The sequence below is a fragment of the Candidatus Paceibacterota bacterium genome, assembly GCA_041666545.1.
In the GTDB taxonomy this organism is placed as follows: domain Bacteria; phylum Patescibacteriota; class Minisyncoccia; order Phycocordibacterales; family JBAYGS01; genus JBAYGS01.
In genome coordinates, this window is sequence record JBAYGS010000005.1 from 45,329 (window position 1) to 64,765 (window position 19,437).

Annotated in this window: 22 protein-coding genes; 6 read left to right on the top strand and 16 right to left on the bottom strand. The window is 47.4% G+C overall.

Translation table 11 applies throughout. From position 1 onward, the window contains the following. Window positions 1-76 precede the first annotated feature (76 nt). Complete coding sequence (locus WCT25_04340; GenBank protein MFA6536625.1) at window positions 77-481, top strand: hypothetical protein; 405 nt, start codon at window positions 77-79, stop codon at window positions 479-481. Window positions 482-627: 146 nt separating this feature from the next. Here WCT25_04340 and rplB read toward each other — a convergent pair whose 3' ends face one another. The 5 genes from rplB to WCT25_04365 form a co-directional block, all read right to left on the bottom strand. After that, complete coding sequence (gene rplB, locus WCT25_04345) at window positions 628-1,485, bottom strand: 50S ribosomal protein L2 (protein ID MFA6536626.1); 858 nt, start codon at window positions 1,483-1,485, stop codon at window positions 628-630. 82 nt (window positions 1,486-1,567) lie between these two features. Next, a complete protein-coding gene (rplW, locus tag WCT25_04350; protein ID MFA6536627.1) occupies window positions 1,568-1,975 on the bottom strand; it encodes a 50S ribosomal protein L23 in 408 nt (135 codons plus the stop codon). A gap of 5 nt (window positions 1,976-1,980) precedes the next feature. Further along, window positions 1,981-2,769, bottom strand: a complete 789-nt coding sequence (rplD, locus tag WCT25_04355) for a 50S ribosomal protein L4 (GenBank protein MFA6536628.1) — start codon at window positions 2,767-2,769, stop codon at window positions 1,981-1,983. Window positions 2,770-2,899: 130 nt separating this feature from the next. Next, window positions 2,900-3,502: a 50S ribosomal protein L3 gene (rplC, locus tag WCT25_04360; GenBank protein ID MFA6536629.1), complete on the bottom strand. Its 603-nt coding sequence runs from the start codon at window positions 3,500-3,502 to the stop codon at window positions 2,900-2,902. A gap of 319 nt (window positions 3,503-3,821) precedes the next feature. After that, window positions 3,822-4,274 (bottom strand): hypothetical protein, encoded by a 453-nt coding sequence (locus WCT25_04365; protein ID MFA6536630.1) that lies wholly within the window; start codon window positions 4,272-4,274, stop codon window positions 3,822-3,824. Window positions 4,275-4,403: 129 nt separating this feature from the next. Here WCT25_04365 and WCT25_04370 point away from each other — a divergent pair, with 129 nt between their 5' ends. The 3 genes from WCT25_04370 (at window position 4,404) to WCT25_04380 (ending at window position 5,853) form a co-directional block, all read left to right on the top strand. Then, window positions 4,404-5,192, top strand: coding sequence for a hypothetical protein (locus tag WCT25_04370; protein MFA6536631.1), 789 nt, complete (start codon window positions 4,404-4,406; stop codon window positions 5,190-5,192). Between the two features lie 106 nt (window positions 5,193-5,298). Next, window positions 5,299-5,565, top strand: a complete 267-nt coding sequence (locus tag WCT25_04375) for a type II toxin-antitoxin system RelB/DinJ family antitoxin (GenBank protein MFA6536632.1) — start codon at window positions 5,299-5,301, stop codon at window positions 5,563-5,565. A gap of 9 nt (window positions 5,566-5,574) precedes the next feature. Then, entirely contained in the window at window positions 5,575-5,853 is a 279-nt protein-coding gene (locus tag WCT25_04380; protein ID MFA6536633.1) for a type II toxin-antitoxin system YafQ family toxin, read from the top strand. 110 nt (window positions 5,854-5,963) lie between these two features. Here the strand turns inward: WCT25_04380 and rpsJ are convergent, their stop codons facing one another. The 9 genes from rpsJ to WCT25_04425 form a co-directional block, all read right to left on the bottom strand. Next, window positions 5,964-6,269 carry a 30S ribosomal protein S10 gene (gene rpsJ, locus WCT25_04385; protein MFA6536634.1) on the bottom strand — a complete coding sequence of 102 codons (306 nt, stop codon included), beginning with the start codon at window positions 6,267-6,269 and terminating at the stop codon, window positions 5,964-5,966. Window positions 6,270-6,392: 123 nt separating this feature from the next. After that, a complete protein-coding gene (gene tuf / locus WCT25_04390) occupies window positions 6,393-7,583 on the bottom strand; it encodes an elongation factor Tu (protein MFA6536635.1) in 1,191 nt (396 codons plus the stop codon). A 194-nt stretch (window positions 7,584-7,777) separates the two neighbouring features. Continuing rightward, on the bottom strand, window positions 7,778-9,016 hold the full coding sequence (locus tag WCT25_04395; GenBank protein ID MFA6536636.1) for an N-acetylmuramoyl-L-alanine amidase: 1,239 nt from the start codon (window positions 9,014-9,016) through the stop codon (window positions 7,778-7,780). Between the two features lie 108 nt (window positions 9,017-9,124). Then, window positions 9,125-11,266, bottom strand: a complete 2,142-nt coding sequence (gene fusA / locus WCT25_04400) for an elongation factor G (protein MFA6536637.1) — start codon at window positions 11,264-11,266, stop codon at window positions 9,125-9,127. A 171-nt stretch (window positions 11,267-11,437) separates the two neighbouring features. Then, window positions 11,438-11,725 carry a hypothetical protein gene (locus WCT25_04405; protein ID MFA6536638.1) on the bottom strand — a complete coding sequence of 96 codons (288 nt, stop codon included), beginning with the start codon at window positions 11,723-11,725 and terminating at the stop codon, window positions 11,438-11,440. 38 nt (window positions 11,726-11,763) lie between these two features. Next, a complete protein-coding gene (locus tag WCT25_04410) occupies window positions 11,764-12,141 on the bottom strand; it encodes a hypothetical protein (protein ID MFA6536639.1) in 378 nt (125 codons plus the stop codon). A gap of 324 nt (window positions 12,142-12,465) precedes the next feature. Beyond that, a complete protein-coding gene (gene rpsG, locus WCT25_04415; GenBank protein ID MFA6536640.1) occupies window positions 12,466-12,936 on the bottom strand; it encodes a 30S ribosomal protein S7 in 471 nt (156 codons plus the stop codon). Between the two features lie 84 nt (window positions 12,937-13,020). Further along, window positions 13,021-13,434, bottom strand: a complete 414-nt coding sequence (gene rpsL / locus WCT25_04420) for a 30S ribosomal protein S12 (GenBank protein MFA6536641.1) — start codon at window positions 13,432-13,434, stop codon at window positions 13,021-13,023. 200 nt (window positions 13,435-13,634) lie between these two features. Continuing rightward, the gene (locus WCT25_04425; protein ID MFA6536642.1) at window positions 13,635-16,088 is read right to left on the bottom strand and encodes an immunoglobulin-like domain-containing protein; all 2,454 of its coding nucleotides are present in this window, start codon (window positions 16,086-16,088) and stop codon (window positions 13,635-13,637) included. 108 nt (window positions 16,089-16,196) lie between these two features. On the opposite strand from WCT25_04425, the gene WCT25_04430 reads away from it, so the two are divergent. Then, on the top strand, window positions 16,197-16,592 hold the full coding sequence (locus WCT25_04430; GenBank protein MFA6536643.1) for a response regulator: 396 nt from the start codon (window positions 16,197-16,199) through the stop codon (window positions 16,590-16,592). Window positions 16,593-16,642: 50 nt separating this feature from the next. Here the strand turns inward: WCT25_04430 and WCT25_04435 are convergent, their stop codons facing one another. Together WCT25_04435 and WCT25_04440 are read right to left on the bottom strand one after the other, a co-directional pair. Beyond that, window positions 16,643-18,523 carry a carboxypeptidase regulatory-like domain-containing protein gene (locus WCT25_04435; GenBank protein MFA6536644.1) on the bottom strand — a complete coding sequence of 627 codons (1,881 nt, stop codon included), beginning with the start codon at window positions 18,521-18,523 and terminating at the stop codon, window positions 16,643-16,645. Window positions 18,524-18,525: 2 nt separating this feature from the next. Next, on the bottom strand, window positions 18,526-19,128 hold the full coding sequence (locus WCT25_04440) for a site-2 protease family protein (GenBank protein MFA6536645.1): 603 nt from the start codon (window positions 19,126-19,128) through the stop codon (window positions 18,526-18,528). Window positions 19,129-19,184: 56 nt separating this feature from the next. Between WCT25_04440 and WCT25_04445 the strand changes: the two genes are divergently transcribed. Then, complete coding sequence (locus WCT25_04445; protein ID MFA6536646.1) at window positions 19,185-19,424, top strand: bL28 family ribosomal protein; 240 nt, start codon at window positions 19,185-19,187, stop codon at window positions 19,422-19,424. Window positions 19,425-19,437 lie beyond the last annotated feature (13 nt).

Below are 19,437 nucleotides of genomic sequence, written 5' to 3' on the forward strand. Positions count from 1 at the left end.
AGGCTCAAAATAAGGGAGTTTTCACGCACTTGACAATCTGACATATTGTATGATAAAATACTAATAGAGTTGGAATTTGGCAACAAACAAAAAACGAATAGGAGACAACATGAACAATGTACACATCGCCCCCGGAAGCGTCGGCGCATCGGTTGGTTTTCGAGCCGGCCTGGCAACAGAAATGGCCGCGAAGATCCTGCAGCAGGACGCGCGAGACAAGCCTATCAAGGAATACCTTTTGAATACCGCCCCACCTTCAGTTCGCGAATGGATTCACGAAAATGGGGTGATTGATGATCTTTTCCATTATGGTTTCTCCAGCCGTCAGATGCGATTTGGTGAACCTTTGAACGACTCGGCGCATGTCTTGGGGGTCTGCGCCCAACTGGCAAAGGCCTGGAAAGGCCTGGTCCGGGTCACGGTGAGCAGCAACCCTGAACCACACCGTGTGGAAATCTTCTTCAGCGCCACACGACTTTAGGCAGGTGGCGTAGCAAACGGACAGGCCCGCGACAGCAGTCGCGGGCCTTTTTATTTCTTCTAAGTAAGCCCCGACGCCTTGGTCGGGACCCCGGCCTCGTCCGACGAGCGTCGGGGCTAATGAAGCTATCCGGCTAATCAAGCTAACTAAGACAACTTTTGATTTCGATTCTTCCCCACTTTTCTTCGAGAAACAATGAAAACGTTTGAATACTTCTTTGGAGTTCGGGTCTTTTGGCCCTTGCCTGACGGCTTGCCCCATCTAGTCTTGGCGCGTCTTAGACCTCGGCCTTGCCTACCTTCACCACCACCGTATGGGTGGTCTACCGGGTTTTGAGCCGAACCTCGAACAGTCGGTCGAATGCCCAACCAGCGAGATCGTCCCGCCTTACCAATATTCACCAACCAATTTTCATCATTGGAAACAGAACCGATTGACGCCCAGGCCTGATCAGAGACCTTTCGGACTTCAGTCGACGGCATCTTAAGGTGAGCTGAACCGGCGTCATGAGCAATCACTTCAGCAAAAATTCCGGCACTGCGAGCAATTTTACCTCCGCCCCTAGCCTTGAGCTCAACATTGTAAACAAAGGTACCAACTGGGATGTTCTTCAAAGGCAAACGGTTGCCAAGCTTGATTTCAGCTTTTTCAGAAACGATGAAGGTACTGCCGACTTTCAAATCTTTTGGAGCCAAGATGTAGCGCTTCTCACCGTCAGCATAGACAACGAGGGCGATGAAACCGGTTCGGTTTGGGTCGTATTCAACGGTCAAAACCTTGGCCGGAATATCGTATTTTTCGTATAGAAAATCCACATCTCGAAGCAGACGCTTGTGTCCACCACCCTTATGACGAGTGGTAATTCGGCCACGGTTGTTTCGGCCAACCGATCGGAAACTTCCCGAGGTCAAACCTTTATGCGGCTCCGAACTGGTAATGAACTTTCGATATTCAATCGAAGTCATGTGTCGGCGCGATTTGCTTGTAGGTTTGTAAGTTTTCATGGTTAGTTTTAAGTTTAAAAGTTTGGAAGTTTGGAAGTCTTAACTCTTAACTTCTGAACTTCAGAACTAAAGCGAAGCGTTACTATATGATTTCGATCTTATCCCCTTTCTTGAGGAAAACATAGGCCTTTTTCACACCAGCGATTTCCCCCTTAACACCCCTGGCAATCTTTTGCTTGGCGGGATTTCGGACAATCCGAACTTTCACCGGGTTTACCTTGTACATCTCGGTAATCGCTCGCTCAACGGCCGGCTTGGTAGCAGTGGTGGTAATCTCAAAAGCGTAGACATTATTAGCACCCAAGAACGAAGCTTTTTCCGTAATGCGGGGTCGAATAATGACATCAGTCGCGACCGGCGCTTTAACCGCACTTGCCGACTTGGCCTTAACGGCAACTTCCGGCTTAGCTTTTACCGCTAAAGCCTTGGTCTTAGCGACTTTCTTTGGCTTCTCGGCTCCCTCTTCTTTTTTAAAATTTAAAATTCCCATGTTAGTTATTTGGTTGCGGTTTTAGCTTTCTTGGCTGCAACTTTCTTGGTTGGCTTAGTTTTGACAGTTTTTGCTTTACCTTTAGTCTCTTTTATTTCTGCAGACTTGGTCTCCGCCTTTTTAGCAGCCTTGCCTTCAAGTTTGCTTAGAAGAAAAGCCAAACTGTTTTCGGCGCCGACGATTATCAAATGCTTGTAGGAAAGGACATCCACCGGATTGATGTTTCGAACATTATCAAACTTGATATTGCTCAAGTTGCTGAAACTCTTGGAAAGATTCTTGTTGGTTTCATCGCTTACAATGTAAGCCGAGTTATTATTCTTTCTCAAGACATTCTCAAAACCCTTGATTTTGGAGAAATTGGACAAAGTTTCAACAGCCACCCTGGTTTTTGGCTCGCTGATTGAAAGACTTTCGGTAAACAAGACTTCACCTTCCTTGTTTTTGCGGGACAAGATGGTGAAAAGAGCCTTAACCTTGGCCTTCTTGTTGATTTTACGAGAAAAATTCTTGTCGTTTCGAGGACCGTGAGCCACGCCACCACCTACCCAAATCGGAGAACGAGTTGAGCCGTGTCGGGCTCGGCCGGTACCCTTCTGTTGCCATGGCTTCTTGCCACCACCACGAACTTCACCTCGGGTTCTAGTGTGAGCAACCGGAGTTCTTTGGCTGGTCTCAATCGAAGTCACGACTTGATGAACCAAGTCGCCATTCCAAGGCAAGCCGAAGACGCTCTCCGGAAGTTTCAACTTTCCTGATTCTTTGCCGCTTTGATTGTAAATTGTTGTCTCCATGATAATAAATCAAAATTAAAATCTCAAAATTTAAAATGACAATGTAAAAGTCAAAATTGGATTCGGAAAAGTTTTAAATTTTAAATTATAATTTTTCATTTTGAGATTTACATTTTCCATTTAGTTGGAATTATCCGATAATTTCAACTAAAGTTCCTCGTCGTCCTGGGATGGCACCGGAAATCGCGATGACATTTTCGGCCGCATTAACCTCGACAATCTTCAAATTCTTAATGGTGATTCGATCGCTACCCATTCGACCGGCCATTCTCATACCTTTTGGAACCTTATTTCGGAGACCACCGCCGATTGAACCCGGCTCGCGCTCGGAGTGCTTCTGGCCGTGAGATCGAGGACCACCTTTAAAACCGTGTCGCTTCACAACACCCTGAAAGCCCTTACCCTTTGAAACTGCCGAAACGGTGACCAAATCCCCGGCCGCAAAAGTTTCCGGCTTAATCTCGTCACCAACTTTCAAATCTTTAACGTCTCTAAATTCTTTAAGCAAAGCGAACTTTCCGGAAGTTTTTAGGTGGCCGAGTTCAGCCTTGGTCAAATTCTTCTCATGCTTGGAACCAAAACCAACCTGAACAGCATCATAACCGTCTTTTTCAGAAGTTTTGACTTGAGTGACGATAACCGGACCGGTCGAAATAAGGGTGACAGGGGTCACTTTGCCGGCATCAGACCAAACCTGGGTCATATTTAGTTTTGTACCTAAGATAAATTTCATTCCGATTAGAGATTGGAAATGGAGGCCATTTCCTAGCCTTTAGCAACTAAAGCCATTCAATAGAGTTTGTCGCGTATAGAGATTAAACTGTAATTCTTAACTGTCTTATCTCTAACGGAACTTAAATCCTTTCCTTTATTGAACACGGCACATGGCCGGCGGTTCGCGAACTTCCTTAAACATCCTTGCAGAAGAGAATTCCGCAATGGGACAAGGTTAGCAAATCCTCCCAAAAAAGTAAAGGGCCCACACGAATCGGATTCGCGTGGGCCGGAAAAACGGCTTCAAGTATGCGAAGGGCAGGATTCTGAGCCAATAGCTAACGGCAAGCCGAAGAAATGGCCTCCTGAGCATAGCGATCAAGATCAACTTCCTTTTTGAGCTTTTCTCCTGGGATTTCCGGGCTCCATCGAAACATTCTGAACCCCTGTCTCGCCAAAACCAGACACAAGGAATCGAGAACAATAAGCGCTCGTGAGTTTCGCCACATCTTCCACTCTTCACTCAATTCAGGAACATCGAAGGCCTGGCTGCGTGTCGGATTGACCAGGATCAATTTTTCAACAACTCGAAACTCCTTTCTTGGTAAAAATCGGATAGCCGACCGGACATCAGCCTTGCTAAGACACACAAATTCCCGCCACCTGGCGCGACCACGACCAATGTTTACATGAGCCGGCGGACACCAGTTGTGATCAAGACAAATCGAAAATCCAGCCATCAACCGCCAACCGTCTAAATCAGACAGACGGATCAATTTATTTGCTTTCACATTTTCCTTTCTCTTTAAGTGAATCCTCTCTCGTCATACTATTCATCCATCTTATACTTGTCAAATATAAACCCTGTGGTAGTCTAAAAAAGGACATCCAGTTCTAAAACATCAAATGAAAGGCGAAATGTGAGTAAAGAAAATGAGGTTGAAAGGAAAGACCGATTCATCGACCTGTCACTCCCCCAATGCGGCCCGGTTCTTTATGGCTACGGCAGTGGCGCCTACCATATCAAATATCGCGGAGAAATCCTCGTTGATTTTCTCGGTCGCCTCCGAAAAAAGATGGAGAAACTCGCGTCAGAACTCAACCAAGCCTGGAAAGCGCTCGACAAAGCCAACCCGGAAAGCCCGAGGAACCGCGACATCATTCAGAAGATGCTCCAAGCCGGTTTTTGGGCCTACGCCCAGACTTTGGAAATCCAAATCTATAACAAGGAGTGCGTCTACGGAATAACCAGCCCCCTTCACGACATCATCGTCAACCCGCTTGAGAATATCTATATGAGGTGTTTCGCGGCCGCCCACATGTGGGGTGACCTGGACGAAAAGATGCTCGGACTCAACGGGCTTTTGACCGACTTCGAGGTCAACGGCGGAATCGATCACAAAACCGGAGACAAGGGCAATGGTTTCGGCAAATCCTTGCTCGATTACTACATCGCTTACTTCGCTCAAAACCAGCGCGGAACCGAAGCTTACTTGGCCTTCGGCGAACTGATCGATGCCCTGTTTCAAATGACAAAAAAACGGTACCCGAAAATTCTGACGGAACTCGCTAAAGCAATCCGCTCGAGAATGACCGAGACTTACTACGGCTTCGGTAACAAGGAGGTCACTTCCCCGGCTAAAGTGGCGCTCCTTTCGAAGCTTGAAGCAATCACCCAACCGTACGAGGAAAAGGAAAAGGCCGCCTAGGCCAACCAAATCCCACCGGTCGTCACCAGACGACCGGTTTTTTATTGTTAACAAAATTCGAGGAGTAAAATATTGACAATGTAATTACATTGTATATACTGAACTCATGACCACATTACAAATTCGCATCGACGAAAACACCAAAAAGAGGGCTAAAAAAACTCTCAAGGACCTCGGGCTGGATATTTCCTCCGGAGTGAAACTATTTTTGGAGCAAGTGATAACCACCCAATCTATACCCTTTTCCGCCGTTACTCCGGCAGGCTATAAGCTTCGCAATTGGAAGCAACTAAAAATAGAAATAGCGGAAGCAAAAAAAGGTAAGGGGTACACGACGGCAGAAAAGATGCATGCTGATATTTTTAAAAAATAGTGGCATTCAATGTACTCTCTTAAACCCACGGCAAAATACAGAAAATCCATTAGGAAACTGGCAATGTCTGGCCGATTTAGGATCGGAGACTTAGACAAAATTCTCAACCTGCTTGCTTCTGGTAAAACACTTGAACCGAAGTATCGAAGCCACCCGCTTAACGGAGAATATGCCGGTTGTTTTGAGTGTCATGTGAAAAGTGACCTACTGCTTATTTACGAAATCGACAAATCAGAACGAGAATTAACTATTATTGATATCGGTAGCCATTCGGATTTATTTGAGTAGCAAAAAACCGCCGAAAGGCGGTTTTTTGATCTTACCGCCCCGACGAAATTAAGAAATTTGTCGGGGTTAAGAAAATTGGCCCCTTACTTTTCAGTAAGAGGCTCAATTTTCTACAACATTTTCACATCAATATTCACGCCAGATGGGAGCGAAAGATTGGTCAAAGCTTCGATAACTTTCGGAGCCGGATTAATGATATCAATCAATCGCTTGTGAACTCGCATCTCAAATTGTTCTCGCGCATTTTTGTAGACGAAAGCTGAACGGTTGACCGTGTACTTCTTAATCTCAGTCGGCAATGGTACCGGGCCAAGCATTTCGGCATCGAAACGCAAAGCGGTGTCCATGATTTGTTTAATCGAGGCATCTAGAACCTTGTGTTCGTAGGCCCTGACCCGAATTCGAAGCTTTCCAATGCCCTCTTCTTTGTCCTTCTTGGCAACTGCCTTTTTGACAGCTTTAGGCTTGGCGACTTTTTCGGTTGTTTTAGTAGTTTTAGGCATGATTTTAACTAATAACTTTCGCTATTAGTCCGCTTATTAAGCAATGATCTTGGTGACCACGCCGGCGCCGACAGTCTTACCACCCTCGCGGATAGCAAAGCGCTGTTTGGCTTCAAGAGCGACCGGAGCAACCAACTTGACAGTGAAGGTGACAGTGTCGCCTGGCATAACCATTTCAACACCTTCTTTCAAGGTCACCTCACCGGTGACATCAGTGGTTCGCACATAGAATTGCGGTTTGTAGCCTTTGAAGAAAGGAGTGTGTCGGCCACCTTCCTCCTTTTTCAAGATGTAAACTTCAGCCTCGAAGTCAGTGTGAGGAGTGACAGAACCCGGCTTGGCCAAGACCTGACCACGGTGCACATCTTCCTTCTTAGTACCTCGCAAGAGTACTCCGGCGTTGTCGCCAGCCATACCTTCAGCAAGAGATTTGTTGAACATTTCAATACCAGTGACGGCAGTCTTGGCGGTCGGCTTGATACCGACGATCTCAACTTCCTCACCGACTTTGACCTGGCCTCTTTCGATACGACCGGTGACAACAGTACCTCGGCCTTCGATTGAGAAGATGTCTTCGATTGGCATCAAGAATGGTTTATCGATTTCTCGAACTGGCAACGGGATGTAGGTATCGAGAGTCTTAACCAATTCCAAGATGGCCTTTGACCACTCATCGTCAGTGCCAGTAGCTTCCAAAGCTTTAAGACCGGAACCGCGAATAATTGGTGAGTCATCATAGCCGTGCTTCTTCAAAAGATCGCGAACTTCCTCTTCAACCAAGTCGATCAACTCCTTATCAGGAACCATATCGCACTTGTTTAGGAAAACGATGATTTTTGGCACACCGACTTGCTTGGCCAAAAGAATGTGCTCTCGGGTTTGAGGCATCACGCCGTCAGTTGCGGCTACGACCAAGATAGCGCCGTCCATTTGAGCGGCACCGGTGATCATGTTTTTAATGTAGTCAGCGTGGCCCGGGGCGTCGATGTGGGCGTAGTGACGAGTTTCTGACTCGTATTCAGAGTGGTGAATCGAAATGGTAATACCGCGAGCCTTTTCTTCAGGGCTCTTGTCCAAGTCACCGACTGAAAGAGTCTTCTTGGCTAGACCTTTTGCGTGAAGTACGCGACTGATAGCCGCAGTCAAAGTACTTTTGCCGTGGTCAACGTGGCCGATAGTACCAACGTTAACGTGTGGCTTTGAGCGATCAAATGCTTCTGCCATAATATTTTTAGTTTTGCCTCCCAAAATTAAGCGCGCGAGAACGTCTACTTAATTTTAAGAATAAAAACCTTAGATTAATAATTAATAAATTTCCCTGTTTGATTAACCTCAAACAAAACAACCGGCGAACCGGTAAGGATGCGTAAAACGCGTCTGGGTATAATAACAAAGAGCTTAAGAAGATGCAATGGTCGAGCTTAAATAGACCCCTTGGAGGTTAAGAGACGCAGAGTCTCCGGACCGATTCCGCCAAATTCAGCCTTTAAACCGTTGGCTAATTGAAAGGCTACTAGGGCCTTTTCTGTGCAACTCAAGAAATTTCCAGAAATGGGGCAGTCATGCTTGTCCTTCCCTGCTGGTGGGTAAAAGAGTTTGGTCGCCAGAGCCGCTTGGAGCGAAAGAACAGCCGGACTCCACTTTGTCCCACTCTCGACACTCGTAAGCTCTGGAACCAGAAGCACGGAAGGTGGCAGACTGGCAAATCTGTCAGTTTTGAAGAAATCATTGAGCCCTAGATAAGTCTGGTAGGCCAAATCCTTGATTGCCAGACTGCGAACCTTAGCATCTAGAAATCTCGGCTCATAGATATAGCCATACTCGATTAAAATTCCGGCCGGATCAAGCGTGTTGAAAGCACCGACAGCAATCAATTCCTGATCCGAGACAATCCCCCGATCTTCCTTTGGTAAATTGCTCCTCGCATAATAATTATTCAAGTGGTTAAAAATTTTTTGAGCCACGGCCTGACTGGCTTTTGAATTTGAATATTGACCTTCCGGTACATAGACCGCAAAGCCTTCATATTCACCCGGTGCCGACTTTGGCCGGCCGGCATAATCATTGAAATGGATGCTCAAAACCAAATCGGCATAAGATTGATTGGCCCAAAGATTGACACCATAAAGCCTCGTGGCCGTTTCCGAGTCAACCGAATTATGATAAACCCCACCTAAATTGCTACTAATTAGACCTTCGTCAACCAGTTGGCCCATTTCAGATTTTTTCCGGTTCAAAAAACCCGAGATGACATCCTTTTGACTGACTAGAAACTGGGAAAAAGCCGGATTGTAGCCATTTTTGTCTCTGATTAGAATAATTTCAAATTCTTTATCGTCTGCAAACATGGCCGACAAATCTTGAGCCAATTCCAAATTCATATCGGCCTCGCGAACACCCTTAAATTCGGTCCCACCAGAATTGTTGTCATGGCCGGGAACAATTATGATTCGAATCGGCCGGGCGCCCGCCTTAGATTTGTCATACCTAGCAAACAAAGCCTCTTCGGTAATACTGTCCGAGAAAAAAACCGAAGCCAAAAAGTTTTTCGGATTAAGAGTCGACACTAACTTACCAAAACTGCCGGGCGACAAAGACCAAAACAGAAAAAATAAAGCGGCGGCCATGACCAAAAATGCGACAGACCGTTTTAATTTCATTTTTAAATGATACCACGCTACCAGAAAGCCAAAAACCGCCTCTCGGCGGCTTTTGGCTTTCTGGATTGTGCGCTTGAATCTTGAATCTAAATTCTTGAATCATTCGACCTACTTTCTTGACTCCACAATCGTCTTCTCAACGTTTGGAGGTACGACTTCATAATGATCGAATTCCATCATGGCGTTGCCCCTACCTTCGGTCATCGAGCGAAGTTGAGTCGTATAGCCGAACATTTCAGAAAGTGGCACTTTGGCCTTAATAGCCTTGTTCATTCCCCTCTCCTCGAAGCCTTCAATCTGACCTCGTTTGGAATTCAAACTGCCAGTGACATCGCCCATAAATTTCTCCGGAACAATGACTTCAACTTTCATGACTGGCTCAAGAATGACTGGACGAGCTCGTTTGGCGGCTTCTTGGAAAGCCTGTGAGGCGGCAATCTTGTAAGCAATTTCCGATGAGTCGACATCGTGGTAAGAACCGAAAGTCAGTTCGCAAGAAATATTGACCATCTTGAAACCGGCCACAATTCCGCGATCCATCGCCTCATGGACACCCTTTTCAACCGCCGGAATAAATTCTTGAGGAATCACACCACCTTTAATCGAGTCGATAAATTCAAAGTCATCATAGCGTTTAACATTTTTCGGAATCTTCTTACCTTCTGGTACCGGTTCCATCGGCTTGAGAGTAATTTTGACATGACCATATTGACCCTTACCACCGGACTGCTTGATGTATTTATGTTCGGCTTCGGCAGTACCCATAATGGTTTCTCGATAAGCTACTTGAGGTTTGCCGACATTGGCATCGACAGTAAATTCTCGTTTCATTCGATCAACCATGATTTCCAAGTGCAATTCGCCCATTCCCGAGATAATCGTCTCGCCAGTTTCGGTGTTGGAGCTGATTTTAAAGGTTGGATCTTCATCAGAAAGTTTCTTCAAGGCCATACCCATCTTTTCTTGGTCGGCTTTGGTCTTTGGTTCAATACGAAGTGAAACCACCGGATCAACGAATTTAATCGGATCAAGAATAATCGGACTATTTTCATCGCAGAAAGTGTGAGAAGTCTTAGCGTTTTTTAGACCGACAGCGGCGGCAATTTCACCGGCAAAAACTTTTTTAACTTCCTCTCTTTTATCAGCTTGCAAGCGAACGATTCGGCCCAAGCGCTCTTTCTCACCTGTGGTGGAATTGTAAAGATAGGTACCCGCTTCAATGGTGCCGGAATAGACTCGGAAGAAAGTTAGTTGACCGACGAAAGGATCGTTTTGCAGCTTGAAGGCCAGAGCAGAAAAAGGCTCAGTGTCAGAGGCATGGCGATAAATCTCCTCGCCAGTATTTGGATCAAGGCCGTGAATCGGCGGCATATCGAGAGGTGAAGGTAGGTAGTCGACAACAGCATCAAGTACCAACTGCACACCTTTGTTCTTCAAGGCCGAACCGGTAAGCACCGGCACAAATTTGTTTTCAATCGTGGCCTTGCGGATGACTTTTTTCAAATCTTCGACTGCCGGAATTTTACCCTCAAGATAGGCGGACATCATGGCATCATCGTGTTCAACCGCCTTTTCAAGCAAAATGTGATGGTATTTTTCCGCTTCCGCTTTGTACTCCTCTGGAATTTCCGCGATACGAATATCTTTGCCCATTTCGCCTTCGAAATAGTAGGCCTTCATAGTCAAAAGATCGATGATACCGGCAAAATGTTCTTCCAAACCGATTGGAATCTGCATCCGAACAGCACTTTTGGTCAGACGGTCGAGAATCGAAGCGTAGGAGCGCTCGAAAGAAGCGCCCATTCGGTCTAGTTTGTTGATGAAGCAGATTCGAGGCACCTTGCCGTCGTCCGCATAACGCCAGTTGGTCTCTGACTGAGGCTCAACACCGGCCACGCCGTCAAAAACCACCACGGCACCGTCGAGGACTCGGAGTGAACGCTTAACTTCGACAGTAAAGTCGATGTGTCCAGGGGTGTCGATAATATTGAAACGCTGTTTTTGAGAAATATCCTTCCCCATGTAGCTCGGGTTCCAAAAACAGGTAATGGCGGCGGCGGTAATCGTGATACCTCGCTCTCTCTCCTGCTCCATCCAGTCAGTGACAGTGTTGCCTTCGTGCACTTCGCCGATTTTATGGCTTTCGCCGGTGTAGTACAAAACGCGCTCGGAGGTAGTGGTTTTGCCGGCATCAATGTGGGCAATGATACCGAAATTGCGAACCTTCTCTAATGGATAATCACGATTCATAAATGATAATAATTAAAAAAGCACAAAGGTGCCGTGTTAGACCTATAGATTACAAGAAAGGCCGGAAAAATGCAAAGTAGCAGATGGTATGGAGTATAAAGTATATGGTAGATGGTATGAAAAAAGCAGATATGTAAAGGCCCGCGGAATCCGATTCCGCGGGCCAAACTGTCACAAATGAACAGCCCGATCCTTGAAGGCTGACTCAAAAATGAGCCGACCTAGACTGCCACCAAACTCGAGCCCCTCTCCGGCGGTTATCGCCCCAGAAGCAACCAGCTTGTGGAGCTCCTTGGACAGAATCACTGTCACCTCTTCTGCCAAAGTGACAGCACTCTCGGCTTGACACATTTTGCGAACCTTGGCGACCAATCCTTTGACCGGATCAACCGCCTCGGCGCCAAGAACCATCTGCCTCAGAAGTTGGTCCGCGATTTCCTGAAACCTTTTTCGTTCCATAGCATTCCTTTTGTTTTTGCTTGTCGATGCAGGCAACCCTAGGAGATGCCCTCGTAGGCCAGTCCGCAGACCATTCTGACATCATCACCGCTACCGAGCAGTGTTTTAATGGCGAAACCGACAAGACCTACGGCTGTGCCAAAACACATCGCCGCTACAAGGGCGACCAGTGGCACCGCAAAGGACACGGTCCAATCGGCAGATGTCTGACAATTAACGGCAACATACCCGGCGAGCCATCGACTAACGATGAAGAGCGTGCCCGCCGACAGTAGACAGACTGTGGTTGCCAAGGGTCGCCGCCACCACAGATTGTCCTTTCCGCTCACTACATCGGCCCAGCCGCGAATTATCGCGACCATCACCATAATGCACATGACGGTGACAGCAACCGGTTTGATCATTTCGATGTTCATGCTTTTGCCTTTCTCTTTGTTTTGTTTGTTTTCTGACTTTCTATGTGTATTATATCAAATTTGAGCCGACTTGTCAATCACTATTCCCGCCTTATTTATAGCCCTAAAATGAGGCCACAAGAGTAAAACCGCCCAGGGGCGGTTTTACTCTGTTTTTATTTAGTTTTGAGGAAAGTTCGAGCCGCGTCAGGAATTTTTGCTCAAGCTTCTTATCGATGACGAGTGCCGACTAATTTCAAAAAGACTAGCGAGTGCGACGGCACGAGCTCGAGGAAAATTTCAGCAGAAATTTATCCGTGCTTTTTGAAATTAGTCAAAGCGAGTTTACCAGGCGAAGTGAGCGAAGGCCTTGTTCGCCTCTGCCATCTTGTGAGTGTTTTCTCTCTTCTTAACCGCCTCACCTTCGTTTTTAGATGCCAAAATGATTTCTTCAGCTAATTTTTCAGCCATTGGTTTGCCCTTTTTGGAGCGAGCCGCATCAACAATCCATTTCATACCCATGGCCTGTCGTCTCTCCGGACGAACTTCTCGAGGCACTTGGTAGTTGGCACCACCGACTCGTCGTGAGCGAACCTCCATCAAAGGTGAAGTATTCTTTAAGGCAACTTCAAAAAGCTCGAGTGGGTTTTCGGTCTTGGCCTTCTCCTTCAAGCTGGCGAGTGCGCCATAAACCACCTTGCGGGCGGTCACTTTCTTGCCGTCAAACATCAAATAATTCACCAACTTGGAAACTTTTGGCGAGCTATAAACTAAATCTGGAGCAATAGGCTTTTTGGTTTTAAGTTTTCTACGCATGTTTTAGATTGATTTAAGAATTATGATTCACGATTCAAGAATTTAAGACTTTTCATTCCTGAATCTTGAATCCTGAATCTGACTTTAGGCTTTCTTCGGTCTCTTGGTACCGTACTGACTGCGACCCTTGCGACGAGTCTCGACGCCGGTGGTATCGAGGACGCCACGGACAACCTGATAGCGCAGACCGACATCCTTAACGCGACCACCACGAAGCATTACCACAGAGTGCTCTTGAAGGGCGTGGCCCATACCTGGAATATAAGCGGTGACCTCCAAACCGTTGGTCAAGCGAACGCGAGCAATTTTTCGAATAGCGGAGTTAGGCTTTTTCGGAGTCTTGGTGGTCACTTTAGTACAGACACCTCGTTTGAAAGGCGAAGGGAAAAAGACCGGTCGGTTTTTAACAGTATTGAAAGAACGCAAAAGTGCCACCGACTTTGGTTTGCGGTAGGTCTTGGTCCGTCGTCTTTTAACTAGTTGATTGATGGTTGGCACGATATTTAATGGAAAATGGAAATCTCAAAATGAAAAATTATAAGATCTCAAATTAAACTAAAATTAGCCCAAGGGCTGTGTAGGCACTAATCTACTATGGTTCAATAATAATTGCAACCCCGTTAGAGACAGCTCGTCGCCCCGACGACCTGTCTCTAACGGGGGCAACCCCTTGTGTCAAAATCTCGAGGGTACGCCGTCTACGGGGTCGTAGTGGCCGTGGTTAAGCTTTCCGAAGTCAAGTTGAAGCTGGGATTTAACGGCTCGACAACATTAACAACTCGCTCGGCAGTTCCCACATTGCCGGCTTGGTCCGTGGCGGTGTAGACAACGGTGTAGGCACCGACAATCGAAGTATCGACTTCGTCCCCAGAAGTAGTGACTCCCAAATTGTTATTCACATTGTCAGTGACAGTAGCACCTAGATCGGCGTAGCTATTCCCTTTCTCGACAGTGGCCGGATTATTGCCGGCAACCGTAATAACCGGAGGTTCTGAATCAGTAGGAGAAGCTTCGTTAGCTTGATCAGCTTCATTAGAAGAAGTGGAGGAGGCGACGGAGTTTCCGACAGAGGCGGATTGATTGAGACCGTTTTTATTCAAAAGCTCTTGGAGTTCGGTTTTGGTAATACAGACATCCTCAACGCAGAGTTTTTTCACTGTTAGTGTGTCGGCAATAATATTTTTGAAAGTCGCCAGACCGGAAGTGATATCAGTGCCCAAATCCCGCAAGGAACCGACAACCGAGTCGAAGGAAATGCCACTTGCATAGCCGCGATTTTCTAGAGCCTTCACCTTTTCCGAAAGCGCTTGAATACCGATTAGCGCCACGCCGGCCGGGTCAATACTGGAGATTGATTTACCACCCGAAGGTCCCCCAACTTGAAAAGTCTGGTAGAAATCTTCCGCAATCGGACCGATATGCGTCACATCAGACGGTTCAGTTTTGTAATTCCAGCGAGTAATATCCAGGGAATTAATTTTTCCCAAAACATCTTGTGGGTCGAGCTCGGTAAAATTCTCCTTGAGCCCACGAGAAGAAGCGTTGGTCCAGGATCCACCAGTAGTCACATAGGCCCCGGAATCCATTGTTAATGGCCCGAGAGTTGGAGTAGTTGTACCGATACCGACATTACCGCTTGAGTTGATTATAAAGTAGGTTCTAGTCGAAGAACCGACTACAAAACTAGGAGTACCGGCCGGAGCGTGAACAGAAAGCTGACCCAAAGGAGTCGAAGTGCCGATACCAACCAGACCCTGAACAACTGAACCGGTATACGCCAAAATTACATTTCCCCCCGTGAGCCCGGAGCCCCCGTAAATTGAAACATTGGCGCCTGCCACACTACCGGTATTACTGTTTCCTCCCCTGATAGTCACCGCTCCACCGGCATCTGATGTATTATCGCCACCGCGCAAAACCGCCGTCCCGGCGCCTGCGCCAGTATTATCTCCGCCCTGAAGAGTTGCCGTGCCTCCACCGCTTGCACCGGCGCCACCGGCTTTGATTAGTACATCACCCGGGCTACCCGAAAGGCCGTCGCCCGCAGTGATAGTGATTGTTCCACCATTTCCATTTTGAGCTGAACCGGCAGTTATATTGATCGGACCACCATTGCTACTAGCATCAGTTCCGCCTCCACCAGATTTAAGAGTAAGTGTGCCTCCAGCCCCGGACGAACCATCGCCGGCACGAAAAGTGGCCGACCCACCAATATTACTATCTCCGCCGTGGGTCGTTAGCGCACCACCGGTGTATCCGCTACCACCTCGAATCGTCACTGAACCACCCGTGCTACCAGTATTGCCACCACCGATACCGGCCATAATCAAAAGTGACCCGCCAAAACCATTACCCGAGGTCGAGACGGCACCACCGGCCAAAATATCTAGGTCTGTACCGTTAACATCCGTATCCGCCGAGGTCGTTCCAACTTGAAATTTTCTCAACCCCGAACTCAAGCCCGACAGGAAGATATTTCCGGCTACTTCCAATTTACCTTCCGGCGTAGTCGTCCCTATTCCCACATTGCTCGCGGTCGAAACGAATAAAGTTGAGGTCGCCGTCACCGCATTCGAAGCCGCGGCATAAAATGGAACTTGACCAATAGAGGTAGCGGCATTCACTGTTCCTGAGCCGCCACCTGCGCCAACACAGGACCCGTTGACTGCAAAACAACCACTCAACAAATTGATACCGCCAGTCGAACGAAAAGTTGAAGTGGCCGTACCGAAGTTGGCGACCCCTTGAACACTGAGAAGTGTGCCGGGGGTCGTGGTCGCCCCGATTCCGACATTGCCGGTATAATCAATATGAAACACGGTGCTAGTGGCTGAATTGGTTGAAGAACTGACAGTAAACAATGGCGAGGTACCCAAGGATGAGACCCCGGCGACTGAAAGTTTGGCCCATGGGGTACTGGTGCCGATACCATATTTGTTGGTGGTCGTGTCAACGGCAATTTGCAAAACCGTACAATTAGCCGAGCCTGGCGTACACCCCGGATCCAGAGTCTCCCCTGGAGCAAAGGGCGCCGCGAACGCCGTACTGACACCAACGACTAGAAAAAGCATCGCTACTAACAGAGACGCGAGCAGCGACGGACCGAGTAAATCGAAATAACCACGGGCAACTAAATTTAAGTTCTTCCGCATTGCCATAATTATACAGCAAAATCCCAAGCCGGATTTAGCCAAACTGTTGATAGCTCTACCGTGAATTGGTGATTTGCTATTTAACATTTAGAGCGGTATATTATTGGTATGGAAAACACTCCCGCGGCCAAAGCTAAAGTTTTAATTATCGAGGATGATAAATTTTTTATCGACCTCTTGGCCAAGCGCTTGAGCCAAGCCGGCTTCGCAGTCCTCTTTGCCAACGACGGCAAGTCTGGAATTGCTATTATTAAAACCGAGAAGCCAGCCGTAGTACTTCTGGATGTCCTCTTGCCGGAGACTGACGGCTTTGAAGTTTTGAGTCAGATCAAGGCCGACGAGAGCACCAAAGCCATCCCGGTTATCCTGCTTTCAAATCTCGGCTCAAAAGAAAATCTCGAAAAGTCTCAGAAATTCGGCGCTTACAACTTCATGATTAAGGCCACAGTCTCACTCGACCAAATCATCAAAGAGGCAACCAAGGCTATCTCAAGCATTAAGTAGAAATCAGAAAACTAAAAAACCTCCCTTCGGAGGTTTTTTAGTTTTCTGATCTAACCGATTAGGATTTCTCGATCAATAATCCCCTTCTTGGCGGCAATCGGCTCCGAAGTGTAAACCGGCAAATATGAGCCATCGTCATTTTTCTTCTCAAACTTTAGAATGTAAGTGCCAGTCTTATCGGGAGCTAACAAGAAATACCGCCCAAACTGATCGGTCACCTTCTGCATCACTTCAATATCGGTGCCAGAGTCAAAAACATGAACCAAGGCAAACGAGAGTGGCAGGCCAGTGTTCTTATCTTTCACCACTCCATAAGGTTTGTTGCCAAGACCGAAGACACGAAGCAAAAGTAAGACGATATAAAGAGCAAAAATTCCGATATTGTAAGGCTGTGGCGCGGCAAAGAGCGCAATCACAGCAACGACAAAACCAAAGACGAAAAGCCAGTCGGTAATCTTGCGAATCAAACGATCATGTCTCGAGTAAAAATTCATCAGACCCTTATCTTTCTTGGCAAATTCATTCCAGTCGAATTTTAGTGGGTCAAGCGGAATGTTCCGAGTAATCACCGCCCCCAGATTATCGACGGTAAGTTGTTCGCCGAAATAAAGGTCACCGTAAAGTTCATCCTTACCTCTTCCGGCCAAACGATCCGACGGAAAGACATAGTTGGTTTTGTTGGCCACGATTCGATAAGTGCCAGGACTTAAAAGAAAACCATAGCGACCGTCGAGGTCGGTGATCGAGGTGTCGATTTCTTTACCATTCATATCATAGAGAACTACATAAGCCGGATCGAGCGGTTGTTTGGTGACACTGTCATAGACAGTACCCCAAGGCAAGCGCCGTTTTTTCAGATTGAAAGCGGCCAGGAGCAGACCCCAGAGTCGCAAAGGCAAAAGGAAAATCTCCGAAATGGACACCGGGTTTACGAACAGGGCCGAAGCCGTCACCAGACCGCCGCCGATTGCACCGGCGGTTGCCACGGTCTTGGTCACCACCGAACCGGTCGGGGTGTTGACGATGGCTTTGACATTTTGCGCCACCGCCGTCGCTGTCTCCACAACAAATCTGGCGCTATCTTGGACTTGAGAAATTAGATCTTGAAAAATCGCCCCTCCGCCTCCGCCGCCACCTGATGCACCACCCGCACCAACACCAGTACCCTCACCACCACCGGGAGAAGTAATGCCACAGTCCGTGCATGGTGGAGGTGGGGGCGGAGGAGGTAAAACAACTTCACACCCCACACACTCTTTTGGTGGTGGAGGAGGCAGAGACGGAGGTGGGGGTGGTAGTGAAGGTGGGGGTGGAAGTATTGTTCCGCCACCACCGCCACCTCCAGCAGGATCCGCTTCATCATTATCACCTGCGGAAGAGCAGCCTGGGTCATTCGGATAATCGATCTTGCTGTCGCTATCATTGTCTGCACTATCATTACAGGCTATCCGATTGGCGGGCGGACGCCAGTCAGTATTAACTTTGTAATTGGTCGCCAAACAAGAATTGTCGGTCGAACAATTAAAGATAATCCAACCAAGATTTTGACTCCAGGCATAGCCGGAAAAATCACCGGAGGAATTTATCGTGACTCCGCCGTTAGTCGGAGCAAAATTTATCCAACCGGTCACTTCGCCCCAGGCATAGCCGGAAAGTGTGCCACTGCTGTTTACCACCCCACTACCCGTCGGGGCCAAATTGATCCAACCGACAGTCTCACCCCAGGCATAGCCGGTTAAAGCCGAGTCAGTAATGTGCACATTCCCGTTAGTAGCGCCAAAATTGATGTAGCCGTATGAAGTATTCTCAAACCGAGCTTTGTCATTTGCTGAACTGCTCACTGTCCCATCGGTCGTCGATGCCGAAGCCAAAACCGGCAAAAAAATTCCCAGAACAATCGCGATGAGTTTTAATTTTTGAATTTTAGTCATAATCAAAGACCCGTGATTAAGCGAAAAATCAGACCGACAACCGGGATTATTAGCTGCCAGATGAAAAAGACGAAAACCATCACCAAAACCAAACTGTATTTTTCCAACCAGACTCTAACTTCGCTAAACCGATAAGGAATCAAGCTAAATAAAATCTTGGAACCGTCGAGGGGCGGAATTGGCACCAAATTGAAAATCGCCAACATCACATTGATTAGTGTAATCGCAGCAGAAATCTGGACAAGCGAACCTGGCAAACCCCAGACCGGTGCGAAACGAACCACTAAACCGAAAATCACTGCCAGCACCAGGTTTGAAATTGGACCGGCGATAGCAACCCAGGCCTCACTAAAGCGACCCTTCAGATTATAAGGGTTATACGGAACCGGTTTGGCCCAGCCGATGATGAAACCGCCGAGGTTGTAGGTCAAAAGAGGGAGAATAATCGAGCCAAACCAGTCCAAATGGTTAATCGGATTTAGAGTCAGGCGGCCGGCCAGACGCGCGGTCGGGTCGCCCAATCGGTCAGCCATCAGTCCATGAGAAACTTCATGAATGACTACGGAAAATATTAGAATGATGATAGAAAAAAGGACCTCAATCATTTAGGATTGCAAATTATTGTCTTTATGATACCATAGCGAGCACCTAATCTAAATATATGAAAATCTGCCCAGTTACAAAAAGAGGCTCGAGAATGGCCGGTGGCTACTCAAACCGCACTCGTGCCACCCAATTCAACCCGACCGGAAAAGTTCGGAAGCAAGTTAACCTGCAAAAAAAGACCATCTACATTCCGGAGCTTAAGAAATCAATCCGCCTTACCCTCTCCACCCGCGCTTTGAAAACTATCCAGAAAAACGGCGCTTTCCAGACTCTCCGCAAAGCCGGCTTAGTCTAAGTAAATAAAAAAC